The sequence below is a fragment of the Epilithonimonas zeae genome (assembly GCF_023278365.1).
In the GTDB taxonomy this organism is placed as follows: domain Bacteria; phylum Bacteroidota; class Bacteroidia; order Flavobacteriales; family Weeksellaceae; genus Epilithonimonas; species Epilithonimonas zeae_A.
Window position 1 is genome coordinate 2389146 of the sequence record NZ_CP075338.1, and the last position, 19109, is coordinate 2408254.

Annotated in this window: 18 protein-coding genes; 7 read left to right on the plus strand and 11 right to left on the minus strand. The window is 34.9% G+C overall.

Features of this window, described 5'->3' with window-relative positions; translation table 11 throughout:
• Positions 1-5: 5 nt before the first annotated feature.
• Both rpsG and rpsL read right to left on the minus strand, forming a co-directional pair.
• A complete protein-coding gene (gene rpsG, locus KI430_RS10715; RefSeq protein WP_089745130.1) occupies positions 6-482 on the minus strand; it encodes a 30S ribosomal protein S7 in 477 nt (158 codons plus the stop codon).
• 23 nt (positions 483-505) lie between these two features.
• Entirely contained in the window at positions 506-919 is a 414-nt protein-coding gene (rpsL, locus tag KI430_RS10720; RefSeq protein ID WP_031503575.1) for a 30S ribosomal protein S12, read from the minus strand.
• Between the two features lie 225 nt (positions 920-1144).
• Between rpsL and KI430_RS10725 the strand changes: the two genes are divergently transcribed.
• Positions 1145-1621 (plus strand): Dps family protein, encoded by a 477-nt coding sequence (locus KI430_RS10725; RefSeq protein WP_248874652.1) that lies wholly within the window; start codon positions 1145-1147, stop codon positions 1619-1621.
• A 46-nt stretch (positions 1622-1667) separates the two neighbouring features.
• On the opposite strand, the gene KI430_RS10730 is transcribed toward KI430_RS10725, so the two are convergent.
• Positions 1668-3263, minus strand: coding sequence for a hypothetical protein (locus KI430_RS10730; protein ID WP_248874654.1), 1596 nt, complete (start codon positions 3261-3263; stop codon positions 1668-1670).
• Between the two features lie 99 nt (positions 3264-3362).
• On the opposite strand from KI430_RS10730, the gene KI430_RS10735 reads away from it, so the two are divergent.
• The 6 genes from KI430_RS10735 (at position 3363) to KI430_RS10760 (ending at position 12148) form a co-directional block, all read left to right on the plus strand.
• Entirely contained in the window at positions 3363-4997 is a 1635-nt protein-coding gene (locus KI430_RS10735; RefSeq protein WP_248874656.1) for a T9SS type A sorting domain-containing protein, read from the plus strand.
• 237 nt (positions 4998-5234) lie between these two features.
• Positions 5235-8582 (plus strand): methylmalonyl-CoA mutase family protein, encoded by a 3348-nt coding sequence (locus KI430_RS10740; protein ID WP_248874657.1) that lies wholly within the window; start codon positions 5235-5237, stop codon positions 8580-8582.
• A gap of 84 nt (positions 8583-8666) precedes the next feature.
• Positions 8667-9941: a hypothetical protein gene (locus KI430_RS10745; RefSeq protein WP_248874659.1), complete on the plus strand. Its 1275-nt coding sequence runs from the start codon at positions 8667-8669 to the stop codon at positions 9939-9941.
• Between the two features lie 102 nt (positions 9942-10043).
• Complete coding sequence (locus KI430_RS10750) at positions 10044-11252, plus strand: NAD(P)/FAD-dependent oxidoreductase (protein ID WP_248874662.1); 1209 nt, start codon at positions 10044-10046, stop codon at positions 11250-11252.
• 61 nt (positions 11253-11313) lie between these two features.
• Positions 11314-11769 (plus strand): YciI family protein, encoded by a 456-nt coding sequence (locus KI430_RS10755; RefSeq protein ID WP_248874663.1) that lies wholly within the window; start codon positions 11314-11316, stop codon positions 11767-11769.
• A gap of 1 nt (position 11770) precedes the next feature.
• Complete coding sequence (locus KI430_RS10760) at positions 11771-12148, plus strand: iron chaperone (RefSeq protein WP_248874665.1); 378 nt, start codon at positions 11771-11773, stop codon at positions 12146-12148.
• A gap of 8 nt (positions 12149-12156) precedes the next feature.
• Here the strand turns inward: KI430_RS10760 and KI430_RS10765 are convergent, their stop codons facing one another.
• The 8 genes from KI430_RS10765 to KI430_RS10800 form a co-directional block, all read right to left on the minus strand.
• A complete protein-coding gene (locus KI430_RS10765; RefSeq protein ID WP_248874667.1) occupies positions 12157-12681 on the minus strand; it encodes a DUF4252 domain-containing protein in 525 nt (174 codons plus the stop codon).
• A gap of 11 nt (positions 12682-12692) precedes the next feature.
• A complete protein-coding gene (locus KI430_RS10770; protein ID WP_248874668.1) occupies positions 12693-14024 on the minus strand; it encodes a DUF4252 domain-containing protein in 1332 nt (443 codons plus the stop codon).
• A 100-nt stretch (positions 14025-14124) separates the two neighbouring features.
• Entirely contained in the window at positions 14125-14847 is a 723-nt protein-coding gene (locus tag KI430_RS10775; protein WP_248874670.1) for a hypothetical protein, read from the minus strand.
• On the minus strand, positions 14813-15331 hold the full coding sequence (locus KI430_RS10780; RefSeq protein ID WP_248874672.1) for a sigma-70 family RNA polymerase sigma factor: 519 nt from the start codon (positions 15329-15331) through the stop codon (positions 14813-14815). Before KI430_RS10780 ends, KI430_RS10775 begins: the two co-directional genes overlap by 35 nt.
• Before the next feature lie 203 nt (positions 15332-15534).
• Complete coding sequence (locus KI430_RS10785) at positions 15535-16794, minus strand: serine hydrolase domain-containing protein (RefSeq protein ID WP_248874674.1); 1260 nt, start codon at positions 16792-16794, stop codon at positions 15535-15537.
• Positions 16795-16897: 103 nt separating this feature from the next.
• Positions 16898-17830, minus strand: a complete 933-nt coding sequence (locus tag KI430_RS10790) for a 2-hydroxyacid dehydrogenase (protein WP_248874676.1) — start codon at positions 17828-17830, stop codon at positions 16898-16900.
• A 74-nt stretch (positions 17831-17904) separates the two neighbouring features.
• Positions 17905-18432 (minus strand): acyl-CoA thioesterase, encoded by a 528-nt coding sequence (locus KI430_RS10795; protein ID WP_248874678.1) that lies wholly within the window; start codon positions 18430-18432, stop codon positions 17905-17907.
• Positions 18404-19081, minus strand: coding sequence for a hypothetical protein (locus KI430_RS10800; protein WP_248878299.1), 678 nt, complete (start codon positions 19079-19081; stop codon positions 18404-18406). The genes KI430_RS10795 and KI430_RS10800 overlap by 29 nt, the downstream gene beginning before the upstream one ends.
• Positions 19082-19109 lie beyond the last annotated feature (28 nt).

A 19109-nucleotide genomic window follows, 5' to 3' on the forward strand; every position in this document is an offset into this window, starting at 1 on the left:
TCAGATTAGAATTTGAAGTGTGAGAAAGCCTTGTTAGCTTCCGCCATTTTGTGAGTATCAGATTTCTTTTTGAAAGCAGCACCTTCTTCTCTTGAAGCAGCTACTACTTCGTTAGCTAATTTCAAAGCCATAGACTTATCATTTCTAGCTTTAGAATATTTGATTAACCATTTCATAGCCATAGAAATTTTTCTATCAGCTCTGATTGGCATAGGAATCTGGAAGTTAGCTCCACCTACTCTTCTAGAACGTACTTCTACGTGAGGCATAACGTTTGTTAATGCATCTTTCCAGATTTCAAGGGCTGTTTTCTCAGTTTCTCCTTTTTTAGTTTCTACAATGTCTAATGCATCATAGAATATTTTGAATGCAATAGATTTTTTACCATCTAGCATCAAGTTGTTTACGAATCTTGTTACCAATTGATCATTAAACTTTGGATCTGGTAACAACGGTCTTTTTTTCGCTTTTGTCTTTCTCATTGTTTCTGTACCTTATTTAATGATTACTTTTTCTTACCTTTAGCTGGTGCAGCAGCTGCCTGACCTGGTTTTGGTCTCTTAGCCCCGTACTTAGATCTTCTTTGTGTTCTTCCGTTTACTCCAGCAGTATCCAACGCACCTCTTACGATGTGGTATCTAACTCCTGGTAAATCCTTAACTCTCCCTCCGCGTACCAATACTATCGAGTGCTCTTGAAGATTATGTCCTTCGCCCGGGATATAGGCGTTAACTTCTTTACCGTTTGAAAGTCTTACCCTTGCAACTTTTCTAAGTGCAGAGTTAGGTTTCTTAGGAGTGGTAGTATATACTCTCGTACATACACCTCGTCTTTGTGGACAAGAATCAAGGGCAGCCGATTTACTCTTCTTGGTAAGTGCGACTCTTCCTTTTCTAACTAATTGTTGAATAGTAGGCATTTAATTGCTTTTTATTTTAGGGTGCAAAAATATGAATAATTTTTTAATCCACAAGTAGTTATGGAAAATTAATTTATGATAGAATTTTCCAATATGATTGTTTACCACTTTTTATCAATATTATCTCATTGATATCGATTTTGGAAAGATTATTGATAATTACCGAAGCATAAAATCAAGAAATATCAATTTCAAATATATTCATTAATATAAATTATAAAAACTATGAAAAACGCAGTATTAATCGGACTAAAAGAAGCCGATTGTATCAAAATTGCAGACAAACTGAATGTCTTATTGGCGAACTATTCTGTTTTTTATCAGAATACCAGAGGTTCGCATTGGAATATCAAAGGAGAACAATTCTTCACGCTTCATCCAAAATTTGAAGAACTATACAATAGTTTGGTGCTGAAAATAGATGAGATTGCAGAAAGAATCTTGACCTTAGGCGCAACGCCAGCGCATAATTATTCTGATTATCTGAAAGTTTCTACCATAAAAGAAAGCAAAGAAGTCAGTGATGGAAATAAAAGCGTTGAAATTATTTTAAATTCTTTCAAAGTTGTGATTGATCTTCAAAGGGAACTTCTCGACATTACAGACGAAGCTGGAGACGAGGGAACGAACTCTCAAATGAGCGATTACATCACAGAACAGGAAAAAGAAGTTTGGATGTACAATTCTTACCTTGGAAAGTAATTTTGAAATTTAAATATAAAATCCAGCTTACGTAAGCTGGATTTTTTTATTTATAGATATAGTAATATTGAGTTACATTTTTATTGAGATTGAATTTCTGCAAATTCTTTCTTAAAATATTCGCATCATTTTTATTAAACGAATACCAAACCACTCGATTCTGAGCTGTACCTCTATTATTCTCAATTTTCCAAGAAGCAACAGGAATCCAGCTTTCAGGAACTTTATCAGGATACCAATTTGGATAAATTACTGCTACTTTATAATGGTTTTTAGAAATGTAATTGGATAAAAAGCGATCGTATTTTTCATTAAAATCAATTTCATTTAATTTTTTGTTTTCAACATAAAACTTAGCAACATCTGTAGATCCCAAACCTACAATATCTAATAACTGTACATTACCGAAATAGGCAATGGCCCCGATATCATTTGCAACAGCTTTCTGTCCTTTGTAAAATTGATTCAGAAATTTTCCCATTTCTACTTGCTGTTCTTCAACATTTTTGGAAGAAACTTTCAAAACAGGATGAGAATAGACCAACCGATAAATCCCAACCAAACAGAAAGCAACAAAAGAACCAACAAAAATCAAATTATTCAAATTTCTCTTATTAATCTTTAACTGTTTAAAATATTCGATAGCTAACGGAATCAAAATCATTACCAGCATTATCATCAAATAATTTTCATAGCGATACTTGATCATTGCAAAAAGACTTTGCAGAATAACAGTTCCGAAGACAATAAATAAGATTTTATTATTTCTAAAAAGAGTTTGAAAACCTTGTTTTTTGTAAGAATCAAAAAGAATAACAAGTGCACAAATAATTGGGAAAAGAAACAGCTTGTAAAAAGAAATATTAAGTAAAATACCTTTCTTGAATATTGCCCAGATGCTCATCAGCATATTACCTTCCGGATAACTTCCTTTGATAATGACAGAATTCGGGAAGAAAAAACCACCTTCGTGAATAGAAATTAATCCAAAAATCACAATTGGTAAAAATCCAACTACGAAGATTAGAAATCCTTCTTTGAATTTTCGATCAATTAATAAAATCAATCCTAAACAAAACACGAAAAACATACTTTCAAACCGAATCATTGATAGAAAGAAAATCACAATCAATAATTTAATAAAATCTAATCGTTTGAAACTGGACTCGATATTTTTCTTGATAAAATAAATGGCCAATACGGACAACAGCATATGAATCGTCTGCTCCATACCCAGAAGTACCATAATATATAATAAGGACACAGGTAAAAAAACAAGCAGACCTAACCTCAATTCTTTTTCAGAATAAAAATCTTTGAAAAATTTGTAAATCCAATACACTGTAAAATATCCGGCCGCGACATTTATTATCATTGGATAATATACATTGTCGCCAAAAATCTTGATTAATGAACTTAATATTAAAGTATAAAGAATGGAAGATGAACCACTATCAAAACTATTAAAATTGATTGACCAAAATCCCGATTCCCCAAATTTTCTAGCGATTGCTAAATGGATATAAGCATCATCAATAGGATAAATAAATTGGTTACCAAACAACTGAGAATAAGAATATAAAAAATAAAATCCTGTGATAATGGTGAACAGACCGATGTAATAGAATAGATATTTTTGCATAGTTTTCCAATTGCTGAGCGAAAATAATCATTAATTTTTTAAAAATCAGATTAACTAATTCTATTATCTCTTATATTTGCTCATTAATCTTATACACAATTGAAAAAAATTCTATTCTTTTTACTGATTTCCAATTCCTTGTTCTCACAATGGAGTATTTCCAATGCAGAACGCAGCGCATTGATCAGTATATACAACGCTACAGATGGTGAAAACTGGAACAGAACTTGGGATTTGGAAAAGGATCCACGCAACTGGTTTGGCATTTCTGTGAAAAATGGAGCCGTTACAGAACTTAATCTTACAGGCAATGCGCTTAAAGGTAATTTCCCATCCAATTTAACATCATTCCCGAAACTTACGAAGCTAGATCTTAGTAATAATCAACTCTTCGGCGACGTAGCTGCAGGGATTTCTTCCCTTACTTTGTTAACAAAATTGGATATTAGCAATAATAGATTGACCGGAGATCCAACCCAATCCTTAACAGGGCTTTTCAATGTAGATGATCTGGCTTTGGGAGGAAATTTATTTACGATTCCGGATGTTAATGGTTTGTTGCAAAACTTCAACAATATCAAAACGCTGAATATTTCCGATCTAGGATTAATTACCATTCCTGCAAAAATCACAGCTTTCACCAATCTTGAAACTTTGATTCTTGATAACAATCCAATTCCGGTTAATGCTTTTGGAAATATTGCAAATCATCCCAAATTGACAAATCTTTCTTTATCCGGATTACAATTAGCTCAAGTCCCTGCTCAAGTTTCTCAGTTGACACAGCTGACAAGCCTTAACTTAAGCAACAATAATATTACCGAGCAAAACTCTTCAGGTTTATCAACTTTAACAAATTTGGTTTGGTTATCTTTAGAAAACAATCAGTTAGCTCAGATTCCGTATCAGATTCCGCAACTTAAAAAATTGCAAACACTTAATCTTGGAAGAAACAAAATTTCTGGTGGTGTTTCTTTATTGACAGGCTTAACAAATCTTCAGCAATTATTCCTGAACAACAATTTGCTTTCTGGTAATTTCCCATCAGAATTTCTTGCGATGCCCAAATTATTGATGCTAAATCTTAACAGCAATCAGCTTTCAGGTGATCTCAACGACAGACTTCCTCCCATTACACACCTCAGCAATAATAGATTCAATAAGGCACAGCTTTCCAATTATATGGTTGATTATAATGTGCAAACCGATTTAGATTATTCGCCTCAGCGTTACGATGGTTTGAAAGAAGTTTTAGGCGTTATCGGCCAACCTGCGAAGTTAGATCAGTCCTTATCTGGTAGCGATTACACTTTTACCTGGTACAAAAATCTGGATCAAAAAACCAATACAACCACTGCGGATCTCAATTTCGCAAGTGTGGAAGAATCAGACTATGCCACTTACACTGCAGAGGCTTACACTTATTCTGTTTTGGACAATTCAGTGGTTTTCGATTTGTCGCTTTTCAGAGAGCCGATTTCTTTGGTTAAAGTCTTGGGCACAGAAGAATCTGCAAAATACTTCAACATCTACCCAAATCCGACTTCCGAATTCTTGAATATTGTAAGCACAAAATATGACATTCAGAAAGTTCATATTTACGATTTGAGTGGAAAACAAATGCTATCTGAATCCAAATCCAGAATCGACGTCTCCAAACTTCCAAGCGGCGTTTATATGCTGATTATCAAAACACAGGAAGGTAATAAAAACTTCAAGTTCATCAAACAATAATTTTTAGGAGCTTAATCCCGCTTTCCGCTCATACTCCTCGCGCAGCCACATCTCCCAAGGCTTGCTGTGGGGTAACCGCTGCAATCGGGGCTATAGAATTTTGTTTTCAATCACCTAAAAAAAACTTTCAAACCCTCCCACTCTCAACTCTCAAACTCTCACATTCCAAACATCCATATTCCCTTCTCATTGCCATTTCCCAAAAAATATTATCTTTGGAAACTATCGATTTAAGAAATGGAAAGCACAAAATATACACCTAAAAACAAAGTAAGAATCGTAACCGCAGCCTCGTTATTTGACGGTCACGATGCTGCAATCAATATCATGCGTCGTGTGATTCAGGGAACAGGATGCGAAGTTATCCACCTTGGACACGACAAATCTGCTGAAGAAGTGGTAAATACAGCTATTCAGGAAGATGCCAATGCGATTGCCCTAACTTCTTATCAAGGTGGTCACAACGAATATTTCAAATACATCTACGATCTTTTAAGAGAAAAAAACTCGCCGCAAATCAAAATCTTTGGTGGCGGCGGCGGTGTAATTCTACCTGAAGAGATCGAAGATATTATGGCTTACGGAATCGACAGAATTTATTCTCCGGACGATGGCCGTGAGCTTGGTTTACAAGGAATGATCGATGATTTAGTGAAAAGATCAGATTTCGCAACAGGAAAAGAAGTTACGGCAAACGATTTAGATTCAATTAGTTTTCAAAATTCTACAAGTATTGCTAAAATCATTTCTGCGGTTGAAAACTTTTCAGAAGAAAAACCTGAATTAGTTGCAGCAATCGATGAAAAATCAAAAGATTTAAACATTCCTATCATTGGTATTACAGGAACTGGTGGAGCGGGAAAATCTTCATTGACAGACGAATTGGTAAGACGTTTTATCCGTTCAAATCCTGATAAAAAAATTGCCATTATTTCAATAGACCCTTCGAAAAAGAAAACCGGAGGTGCACTTTTGGGAGACAGAATCCGTATGAATGCGATCAATGATCCGAGAGTATATATGCGTTCGATGGCGACAAGAGAAAACAACGTTTCGGTTTCTCCGTTCATTCATTCAGCTTTAAATGTGTTAAAATTGGCTCATCCTGATGTTATCATTTTAGAAACTTCAGGTATTGGACAATCAGGCTCGGAAGTTTCGGATTTTGCTGATGTTTCAATGTATGTGATGACTCCTGAATATGGAGCTTCAACACAGTTGGAAAAAATCGATATGCTGGATTATGCAGATTTGGTTGCTTTAAATAAATCTGATAAAAGAGGAGCTCTTGATGCGCTTCAGGCGGTAAGAAAACAGTTCCAGAGAAACCATTTGTTATGGGAACAGCCATTAGATGAAATGCCGGTTTATGCAACAAAAGCATCTCAGTTCAATGATCACGGAACTACAGAGCTATACAACAGACTAGTTTCTAAAGTCAACAATAAATTTGCTGGTTTAAATCTACAAGGTTTTGTTGAACAGGAAATTACAGACGAAGTAACGATCATTCCTCCAAAAAGAGTTCGTTACCTTTCTGAAATCGTTGAAAACAACAGACAATATGATGCCAACATTGAAAAGCAAGCTGAATTAGCCAGAACAATGTATCATATTGATGGTGTTAAAAAAATTATCTCCAATGAAGCTTTGGACGCTGAATATCAAAAAGCTGAAAAAGAACTTCAACAGGAAAATATCGACTTCCTAAAAACCTGGGATGATACGAAAAAAGCTTTCCACGAAGAGTTTTACTCCTATTTTGTAAGAGGAAAAGAAATTAAAGTGGAGACCTCAACAGAATCCTTATCCCATTTAAGAATTCCAAAAATTGCGTTACCAAAATACAACGATTGGGGTGATTTAATTAAATGGAAAGGTCAGGAAAATCTTCCCGGAGGATTCCCTTTCACAGCGGGAATTTATCCTTTCAAAAGAACCGGAGAAGATCCAACAAGAATGTTTGCCGGAGAAGGAGGCCCTGAAAGAACCAACAGAAGATTCCACTATGTTTCTGCGGAAATGCCTGCAAAGCGTTTGTCTACAGCATTTGACTCTGTAACTCTTTATGGGCAGGATCCGGCTTTACCACCAGATATTTATGGTAAAATCGGAAATGCGGGAGTTTCTATTGCAACTTTAGATGATGCTAAAAAACTATATTCAGGTTTTGATTTGGTGAATGCATTGACATCCGTTTCAATGACCATCAACGGTCCTGCTCCAATGTTGTTGGCTTTCTTTATGAATGCAGCGATCGACCAAAATGTTGAAAAATATATTGCTGAGAATAATCTTGAGGCTAAAGTTGAGGAAGTTTTAAAAGCAAAATTCGACGACAAAGGTTTAGCAAGACCGAAATATAACGGCGAATTGCCACCTTCCAATAATGGTTTAGGTTTAAAATTATTAGGAATTACAGGAGATGAAGTCATTCCTGCAGAAGCTTATGCTGAAATTAAAGCTAAAACGATCGCAACTGTTCGTGGAACTGTTCAGGCAGATATTTTAAAAGAAGACCAAGCTCAAAACACGTGTATTTTCTCTACTGAATTTGCCTTGAGATTGATGGGTGACGTTCAGGAATATTTCATCAAAGAAAAAGTAAGAAACTTCTACTCTGTTTCCATTTCAGGATATCACATTGCAGAAGCGGGTGCAAATCCGGTTTCGCAGTTGGCATTTACTTTGGCAAATGGTTTCACGTATGTTGAATATTACTTGTCAAGAGGAATGGACATCAATGATTTTGCACCGAATTTATCTTTCTTCTTCTCCAACGGTATCGACCCTGAATATTCAGTAATCGGGCGTGTGGCGAGAAGAATCTGGGCAAAAGCTATGAAGTTGAAATACGGCGCTGATGAAAGAAGCCAGATGTTGAAATATCACATTCAAACTTCAGGACGTTCACTTCACGCTCAGGAGATTGATTTTAATGACATTAGAACAACCCTTCAGGCGCTTTACGCAATTTACGATAACTGTAATTCATTGCACACCAATGCTTATGACGAGGCAATTACCACTCCGACTGAGCAGTCTGTTAGAAGAGCGATGGCGATTCAATTGATTATTAATAAAGAATTAGGTTTAGCGAAAAACGAAAATCCGCTTCAAGGTTCGTTTATTATTGAGGAATTGACGGATTTGGTGGAAGAAGCTGTTTATGCAGAATTCGACAGAATTACAGAAAGAGGTGGTGTTTTGGGAGCAATGGAAACGATGTACCAACGTTCAAAAATTCAGGAAGAATCAATGCATTACGAATGGTTGAAACACACTGGGGAATATCCGATCATCGGAGTAAATACTTTCTTAGGGAAAGACGGTTCGCCAACCGTTCGTCCGGGAGAAGTGATCCGTTCGACTGAGGAAGAAAAGCAATTCCAGATTGAAATGCTTCATAATTTCCAAAATTCTAATCAAGATAAATCTGCAGAAGCTCTGAAAACTTTACAACACGCAGCAATCAACCAACAAAACTTATTCGAAGTGATGATGGATGCCGTGAAATACTGTTCTCTTGGACAGATTACCAATGCTTTGTTTGAAGTGGGTGGTAAGTACAGAAGAAATATGTAGGCGAAGGTCGCCAGCCAGTTATTTAAAATTAAAATCTCAAGGAAATTCTTTGAGGTTTTTTATCTTTATCATCAAAATATAATTATGAAAACGCCACTTATATTGTTGTTTACTCTTATCGTTTGTTTTACGAAGGCTCAAAAAAACGAGGGGTGCAAAAGTTCTCAAAAAACAAAATATGAGGATAGCTTAAGAGATAAATGGAAAACCTATTCCTTTAAACCCATCTCTAAAGAAGATGCTTTAAAACCTCTTTTCGGTTATATTGAAATTGATTATGTTAATAAGCCTGCAAAATTCGAAGACATTGTTGATTCCTTGCATATACAAGTCAAACAAATATTAGCAGAAAAGAAAGTTGATGAAAACGATTTTGAAAAAGAGCTAATGATTCGGGATTCTTTAGGAAAAATTGAAGCTGCTAAAATAATCGGGAATATATCTAAACCATTTGTCATCAAAAGTGAAAAAAGAGCTAATAAATGGGCAATCCTTTTTGAAGACTTTAAATATGACGAAATGCTGGCCTTTGGTTCCGGATATTGGCTATCTCTTTCTGAAGATGATGGAAAGTCTTGGAAAAAATATTATACAGGATTAACCGGAGGTAAAAATTATTACTTCAAAAAAAATTCTAACCCTTCTCTTTGGCGCGATGACAATCATATTCAAATAGAAGCCGACATTGTTAGGATGACCGAAGAAAGAGCACATCCAATGCCACCACAATATGAAACAGTAAAGGACAATGCATTAATCGTTTTAAATATTGCTGACATTTCAAAAGATTCTGACGGAGATGGATTAACCGATATTGAGGAAAAAAATCTTTTCTTAAATCCTTTTTCAAAAGACACTGATGGTGATGGAATTGTAGACTCTGAGGATATGAATCCGAGATTTGCAAGTACTTCTAACGATTTTATAAAGCTTTATGAAGGAATCATGTTTGGGGAAAATGTACAATCTGACGGTAAACACCCATACGAAGACCGTACTATAGACCTAACAAATCCTTTGAAGAAAGATGAAAAATCCGAACTGCAACAAGATGAACTTCTAGAAGATTTTCATTTCTTGAATACGACGAAACTTCTAGTAACAAGCGACCCCAACCTTCAAAGAATCAATCCAAAGCATTATAAAATTATTATTTTGACGCCAAAAGAATTCGAGGAATATCAAAACCTGCATCATTCAGAACTTGAGAAGCTAAACTATTCTCCTCTATTCAAATGTGATAAGGACTCTAATTCATTTTTATTAGACTCCAGCGCATCTTATTCGGGACAAACATATAAGATACAAAGAACGAAAATAGGTTGGAAAATTATAACAATCTCAAGCTGGATTTCTTAATACCTAATCAATTTCTGAATTTATAATCGAGAAATATTCATTCTCAAAAATCCAACGGTTTACTTTTTGATTAGAACAAAAATCAAATCAGAAATAAACTATATGAAACTAAAATCTCCCGAACCATTTTGGCTCGTCAAGGATGGATTGAAAAATTCTTACCCTTCACTCCGAGAAAATATCGAAACCGAAATCCTCATCATCGGAGGTGGAATTACCGGTGCTCTTCTTGCCCATCAAATGATAAAAGACGGTTATAAAACTGTTCTAGTTGACCGTCGCGAAATCGGGAATGGAAGTACGAGCGCAACAACTTCTATGCTTCAATATGAGATTGATGTTCCGCTGTTTGAACTTTCAAAAATGATTGGACGAAAAGGTGCTGAAAAATCTTATTGGGCGTGTTATAATTCCATTGATGATTTGCAGAAAATCTCGAAAGAAGTCAAATCTGATTGCGGTTTCAAGAAAAAACAATCGCTTTATTTTGCTGCCTTCAAAAAAGATGTTGATGATTTAAAAAAGGAATTTGAAGCTAGAAAAGCAGCGAAGTTTCCTGTGAAATGGCTTTCTGCTAAAGAAGTTAGCAAAAAATTTAAAATCGAAAATACATTTGGCGGAATCATTTCTGAACAAGGCGGAAGCATTGATGCATTTTGCCTGGCTCACGACATTTTACATTACAATCACAGAAAAGGATTGCATATTTTCGATAAAACAGACATTATTAAATTCGATTACAAGAAAAATGGAGTTACCGCAACAACAGATTACGGAAACACCATCAAAGCCAACAAAGTGATTTTCTGCAATGGTTTCGAAAGTACAGAAATCATAAAAGACAAATTTGTCAATCTTCTTTCTACTTATGCCATTGTTGGTGAACAATGTGATAAAGAATACAACAAAGAACTCAACGGGTTACTGGTTTGGAACACAGCCAGCCCTTACATCTATATGCGTACAACTGATGACAACCGAATCTTGATTGGTGGCGAAGATGAAGAGTTTGTGGATGCACAAAAACGAGATTCTTTACTATTTGATAAAGAGCAAAAGCTGGTTAAAAAAATTAATAAATACCTTCCTAGAAATAACTTTAGAACCGATTTTGTTTGGGCTGGAACGTTTGGAGAAACCAAAGATGGATTGCCTTATATTGGACAACATCCGAATTTTCCAAGCGCCTATTTTGTATTAGGTTTTGGCGGTAATGGAATTACATTTTCGGTCATCGGGATGGCAATGGCTTCAGATTTTCTTAAAGGTAAAAAGAATGAATTGACAGAATATTTCAGGTTCAGACGATAATTGTCTTATGTCAATTTGAGATTTCATTTTTTGTTCTAAATTTGAAATAAAACTTCAGAAGATGAAATCACTATTTACCATTCTTTCCTTAATTCTATTTTCGTCATTCATCAATGCTCAAAATAAAGGATTTGACCAAAAATTGGCAGATTCTCTTGGTGCAGACCAATACGGGATGAAATCTTATTATCTCGTGATTCTCAAAAAAGGAAAAACGGAAATTACAGACAAAGCCAAGAAATCAGAATTGATGAAAGGTCATATGGACAACATCGGCAAATTGGCAAAAGATGGAAAATTGATCGTCGCTGGACCAATGTTGGAGAAAAATCCAAATGATTATAATGGGATTTTCATTTTGAATGCGAAAACTAAAGAAGAAGCTGAAAGTTTAGTTTTGACCGACCCATCTGTAAAGTCAGGAATTTTTGATGTTGAAATTTATAAATGGTATGGTTCTGCCGCGCTTCCACTCTATCTGAAATCTCACGACAAGGTAACCAAAGTTCATTTTTAAAATGAAAGCCTACAAAAACTTTGAGGATTACTTTTCTGATTTTAATTTAGAAATTATTGAGAAATTAGAGCGAATCAGAATTGAAATTAAGAATGAAATTCCGGAAGTTGAAGAATGCATCAAATATGCAATGCCGACTTTTACACTTAACAATAAGAACTTAGTTCATTTTGCGGCTTATAAAAATCATATTGGAATTTATCCCGGTCCGGAAGCGATTGTTATTTTTGAAAAACAATTGGAAAATTATAAGACTTCAAAAGGTGCTATTCAGATCCCATTGTCTTCAAAACTTCCTTTAGAATTAATCAAAAAAATTGCAGTTTATAGAAAATCCAAGATTCTCCAAGCACAAAAACCACTACAAAATAGTGGTTAATTGAAAATTTAGTTTCTATGGATTTTGATTTGATTTTTTTCTGTTGCGTTAATGATTTTTGAAATGTCATCCGGCGAAAATTTCCCTTTTACATCAACAAAAATACTTTCGTCATTATCATCATTAACAGTGATTATCATTCGCTTGATTAAGTCTTTTGACTGTTGTGCATTGATGCTAATAAGCTGACCTTGTTGTTTTACAGACATCCATTCTTCGTAATTATTCTTGGTGAGATATTTCTGAAATTCTGCCTTCACAGGTGTTTTGGAACTTTCAACAATCAGAACTTTCACATCACTGATTTTCTTTACCAAGTCTATGACTTCCTGACTTTCGCCATCTTCTCTCAAAGCATTCTTCACATAAGATTTAGCCAAAAAGGTAGGAACATTGATGCTGACAAAAGTTGAATTTTCTTTGAATCCCGGATTGTCAAAAAAATCGGTGTGAACTTTATTTTGAGAAACCATACACGACTGAAGAAAAAAACCGACAATCGTCAAAATAATGATGTATAAGAATCTAATCATAACTTTAGTTTTTAGTTGATTGAGTTAATAGTTGAGCCTGTTCTTTCGTTGGCAGATTTTGTCACTTTAGAAGGATTTCCTCTGTATTGTACAGACGCTGCGGATGTTGCACTAGCTGTTAAACTTTCGGTTGCATTGATTTTCACACTTGATCCGGAAGATGCATCTACAACAGCCGACTTGGTTACGAAGTCTCCTGCTGAGATAGAACTTCCACTGCTTGCGCTGTAAACTCCCGAATCTGCTTTTCCTGTTAATTTGATTGAGCTTCCGCTGCTAGCTTCCAAAGCTAGAGACTTAGTTTCAAGATTGAATTTCACACTTACTCCAGAAGAAACATCTATTGCTGTATTTGTAGAGATTTTAAAGTCTCCCGAAACCTGTGACCCAGATGAACAGCTTGCTGCAAAAGTAGTTTCACTAACAGGTGTAACCGCTTTGAAAGTGGAACCTGATTTAGTAATCAATTTTGATAATTTTGGTCCGGAAACAATCACTTTAAGGCTGTTGAAATTCAGATTCTTAACACCTTTGTTTCTAACAAAGATTTTCAAAACACCGTTTTCAACTTCTGTGATAACATATTGTTGTTTTTCAGGTTCTACTTTTACTACTACACTTTGCTTTGGACTTTGACTAAATTCTACATCAACACCAGATGAAGTTTCTATGCCGTTGAAAGCAGGAACATTTCTCTCGCTTCCAACATTTGACGCACCAGAATTATTTGTCGTTGTAAAAGTTGTTGTTCCTGAACCGTCAGTTATCGAATGAGTGGATGTGCTGGTCTGAGAAAATGTAGATGAATTAATGGTTTTTGCAGGATTAATAGAAGTTACATTTTGGCTCTCCTCCATCATTTTGCTCACATCATCCATAGAGATTTTTCCGTCCAGCATCATCAGAACAGAACTGTCTTCTGACATAATGTTAAGAATCAAATTATCCATAACATTCGCTGTGATATCCTGAGCCATAAATTTGATTTTAGCATCACGGTTGTTCACGGTCACCAGTTCCTCATACTTCATATTTTTAAGAGAATTGGAAATTTCTTTCTCTATTTTTTTCTCATCTATGAGAGGATTTTTTGATGTTTCCGGTTTTTCCAGAATCAGCATTTTCAGTCCATTAACCTTGGCAAGCAAAGGCTGTATTTTACCTAATTCTTCGTTATCGATTTTAAGGTTATTCAATAACTTGAACATAGGTTTTGCAATCTTGATAGAGGTCACACCTTCTGTGTCCTGATATTTATCAAAGAGCTTATTAAGTTCTTCTGTTTGTCCGAAAATGTTAGTGGACAGAAGAAATAATACGATGAATATTGATATTTTTTTCATAATTAATTTTATAAATTGTTGTCTAAGGTCTTATGCAATCGCCATTTCGTTAGTACTATTTCAGAAGATTCGTAGATAGCGATTTCATTTTGATTAATATTTAAAAATTAAGAATCCTGTAAAAATCCAATGATTGATTTTGGGCAGATTCTGCGTGATTTATGGTTTGGGTAACGTTACTTGCAAAATAATTAAAAGTATCCTCTGTTATAGCAATAGCTTCCTGCTCATTGTAGATTGGTTTTCCATTGATGATAACATAATTCGGATTGTAATCTGAATCTGAGTTTACTTGAGTTTGAACTTGAATATCAGTTTTAATTTGTTTTGGTTTATGAGAAGCGAATTGTGGTGTTGATTGCTGATTATCAATTGTATTTTTCTTCTCTATTTCTTGCTTTTCTGGCTGTGTATTTTTTTGAGCTAAAACTGGCTGTCGAGTCTGAGTTTCTTCAACTGGAGTAACTTTTGGAGCTTCAACTTTCTTAGGCTTTACATTATGATTAGCCACTTGTGGTGCTATATTCTCAGGATTATTGAACATCCAAAATCCACTGATTCCCATTAGCAGAACCAAACTTGCAGCCATCCAATATTGTGTGTAAGATCTTCTTTTTACAACCGGAAGTGCAACTATTTTTGGCTCTTCAGTTTTCTTCAGAAAATCCTCGAAGCTTATATCTAATTTATCCTGTTTCTCTTCATTCAGAAAAGAAAAATAAGGATTATCGCTTTCGTTTTTGAGAAACAGATGTTCTTCCGGCGTCAGCTCTTCGCCTTCGAAGAATCTAGATTCCCAATCCTTGTATCTGTCTGTTTTCATATTCATAAAGTTTGTTAATAGAATCTTTCACTTTTTGTCTGGCTCTCATCAGGTTTACGCGGACTGCGTTTTCCTCCATCTCCATAATTTCCGAAATCTCCGAAATCTCATATTCCTCGACATCTTTTAAGTGAATGACCATTTTTTGTTTCTCGGGCAGTTGGTTGATGAATCCCAAAATCTGCTCCCTCATATTATTGGTTTCTATCTGATAAAGCTCTGACTGATGTCTTGTCTGGCTTGCAAATCCGAGTTTAACTTCGTGATGTTTCAGTCGGTTCAGACATTCGTTTTTTACACTTCTCAAGGCAAAACTTTTTAGATTTTCTACAACCAACAGTTCATCTTTTTTTTGCCAGAACTTCATCATCAGATCCATTACAACATCTTCGGCTTCATCTGCGCTCATCAAGAACTTTTTCGCAAAACGATACATCTCATCCTTGAGAATATATACCGTTTGTTTAAAGTTGTCTTGAGTCATAGATTCAGTTTAATGTTTGAGGTTAAAAGTTTTTATTCTTGAAACCTTATCAATTCTTGGTTGTTTAAAAGTAAGACATTTGTCAATCAGAATTTATTACATCAAAAATAAAAAAAGAACTTTAATAATTATTAAAGTTCTGATAATCAATTTATTATTTTTTATAATATTTTTATATTTCTGTCGTTATGTTGCGTGGTTATTTATTCTCCAGCATTCACATTTGCAGAATCACTTTCCGTCGATGTACCTTTAGGATTCATTGTTTTGTTGAATTTCTCCATCTCGAAAGGGAAATTTTCAAATAACCCAGATAATGACAATGCGGAATAAACTCTTTGTGAGTACTTGTTTCCAATGGCGATAATCGTCACTTTTGATTTCAGAAGATGCGCAAAAACCGAATTGGTTCCGTGCCACCAACCATTGTGATAAGTCAGTTTTTCTCCGTTATCAAACTCCTTCATACGGAAACCGAGACCATAATTGTTGATTCCTTTTTTCTCGTTGCTGTAAGGTTCGAAGATTTTGTTGGCTAATTCCGGTTTCAAGAAATCTTTTGAAAATAGCGCAACTGAAAAATTCAATAAATCTTTTGGTGTTGTGTAAACGTTTTTATCGCCATAAATCAAGTCCAAATTTGCCAATGGATACAGTTTAAAACCGCTGTAGAACGATTGTGAAGCTGTAGGAATATCTTTTTTCTGGAATATAAAAGTATGATTCATTTTCAACGGTTTGAAAACAATCTCCTGCATTGCTTCCGGGAAAGGCGTTGCCGTCACTTTTTCTACAATTAGCGCAAGCAAAGCAAAGTTGGTATTGCAATACATAAAACCAGTGTTGGAAAGTCGTGCCAGCTCTGGTTTGTATTTAATCAGCATATCCAAAACATCCTGATTCGTAATGAAATCTTTTTTGAGCTCTTCCGGAGCAGGTTTGATGCCTTGGTCAAAATGTTCGTATTTTGGAAGTCCACTTCTCTGTGACAACAAACTGAAAACCGTAATATCTTTATAAGGAAACTTCGGAAAAAACTTAGTTATATCATCTTCCAATCTTAGCTTTCCTCCTTCAACCAGTTTCAAAACAGCCATTGCTGTCATTGTTTTGCTAACCGAAGCCACGTGCAGTGGTGTGTTTTCATCAATTGGCATTTGTTTATTTTCTCTGCCAAACCCTCTGTATTTTTCGAAGATAATTTTATCGCCTTTCGCAATAAGAATTCCGCCACTTAGGTCGCCTTGTTCCCAGACTTTCTGATAATAATTATGGATAAGTGGGAGAATTGTAGATTCGTTTTCTAAAGTAGATTCTGCAGGCGTAAATACTTTGGATAAATCAACATTGCTGTAATTGGGAAGTTTGGATTGGTAAATTTCTGCTGTTTCTTCTTTTTGTTTTTTGCAGGAAATGATGGTTGCAACTGCTAAACCGACTGTAATTATTTTTCTAAAATTCATTGTTCTCCAAACTTCGTTAAGGCTCGCAAGTTAACATAAAATGAGTCTTTAGAAGACACCAATTTTCTTAAGAATTGTTAAATGTGGAGAAATTTTTCGAGACTTAATTTTTAAAATTTGCAAGAATTTTATCAACAATTACCTGAGCCAATTTTTCTTTGCTCTGATGCGTCCAGCCGCCAATATGCGGGGTAACAATCACTTTTTCAGAGTCTAACAAATACTTCAAATCCTGATTTTCTGTTTCCAAGTTTTCAAAAGAAGACTTTTCATACTCCAAAACATCCAGACAAGCACCTAAAACCTTACCCGATTCAATGGCTTGTACTAAAGCTTTAGTTTTTAAATTTTTCCCACGAGCTGTATTGACGAAATAAAAATTCTTTTCCATTTTAGAAATAAAATCTTCATCAATCAAATAATTAGTTTCGTCCGTCAAAGGAATATGAAGACTTAAAATATCAGCTCTTTTTTGAAGTTCATTCAAAGAAACCTGCTTTGCAAATTCATCGGAAAGATTAGGCAAAATATCATAGAAAACAACCTCAACACCAAAACCTGAAAGTCTTTTCGCCGTGGCTTTTCCCATATTTCCGTAACCAATGATTCCGAATATTTTTCCTAGCAATTCATCACCACGATTCTCTTCGCGTTTCCAAATTCCGTTTTTGACTTCGTTGGAAGCGATGAATAATCGGTTCATTAGAATTAACAACATTCCAACAACGTGTTCAGCAACAGAATCTCGGTTTCCTTCCGGCGAATTAATCAACTTGATTCCCAAATTGTCAGCCGTTTCAATATCGATATTTTCCATTCCGGCTCCCACTCTGGCAATGAACTTAAGATGAGAAGCTTTGGTCAAAAAGTTCTTGTCCAATGGAATTCGGCTTCGGATGATAATTCCTTCATAATTCTGGATTTTTTCCATAACCTCATCATAACTGGAAGTATAATCTGCATCGAAAACAAAACCTTTCTCAGAAAGTTGTTGCTCTATCAATGGATGGTTGGTGTCTAATAATAAGATTCTCATAAATAATTATAAATGATAATTTATATTTGATAAACGATAAAAAAGAAACGGAAGAAAAAATCTTCCGTTATTAATTATATTTCGATTTCTCCTGCAAACAATTTTTTCAATTCTACAGAATCTGTTGGTTTCATTCTTCCGGAAAGAATCAGGGACAATTCTTTTCTTCTAAGTGCTGCATCAAAACGTTTCACCTCGTCTTCTGTTTCCGGCTCTATATTAGGAATCGGAATCGGGCGATTGAATTCGTCTACCGCAACAAAAGTATAAATCCCTTCGTTGGTATGAATTTTTGTCTGATTAATCGGGTCATCCAACCAAACATCCACGTAAACTTCCATCGATGTAGAAAATGCTCTGGAAACTTTGGATTCCAAAACTACAATTCCACCTTCAGGAATCGGATGATTAAAAGAAACGTGATTCACAGAAGCTGTTACAACTCTTCTTTCACAATGTCTTGTTGCTGATATAGAAGCCGCTCTGTCCATTCTTGACAATAGTTCGCCTCCGAAAAGATTTCTTAATGAATTGGTTTCGTTGGGTAAGACAATATTCGTCATTACCGTAAGGCTATCTATTGGTTTTTTGGATTTTTGCATTAGTTGTAGGTTTTATACTATCTATTTTAATTGAATCTTGTTTGGGAGCAGCCAAAACTTTTGGTTTCTCAGCTGTTTTGACATTTTTTTTTGTCGGAATATTTGATGATTTTCCGAATATTAATTCTTGGTCTCCAAAAAGAAATAATGCTGCCGCTCCAACAACAATTATACTTAGAAAAGTCCAGATGACACCCTTATTGAAACTGTAATCTTCTGTGAAATTATTTTTTGATTTTAAAGTTTTAAGATGTTGCAAATCCACTTTTTCAAAACCAAAAACATCGTCATCATTATCTGTTACTTTAACAACCTTGTTATCTTCGTTTAATTGATATTGTCCAAGATTTTCAAGATTCAGAACATTTTCTGTCTGTAATTTCTGAAACCACTTTGCTACTTCATTTTTAAGGTTCATCTGAACAATGAAAAGATTGGAGTTGGTTTCATCAGCAATATATTTTGCTAACTGATTGTCGTAACCAGACGGATTATACTCGAAAGTAACCGTTTCTTTCGGAGGAATAATAATAGAGTTTTCTGCATCAATTTTAGCAGATTCCTTGGTAAGTTCGAAAACACCAAATTCCGGAACTTCTGCCCTATTATGCTTCAGAAGATATTGATATAAAAGATATTCAAAATTCATCGCCACAAAACTACATAATTTTTGATGT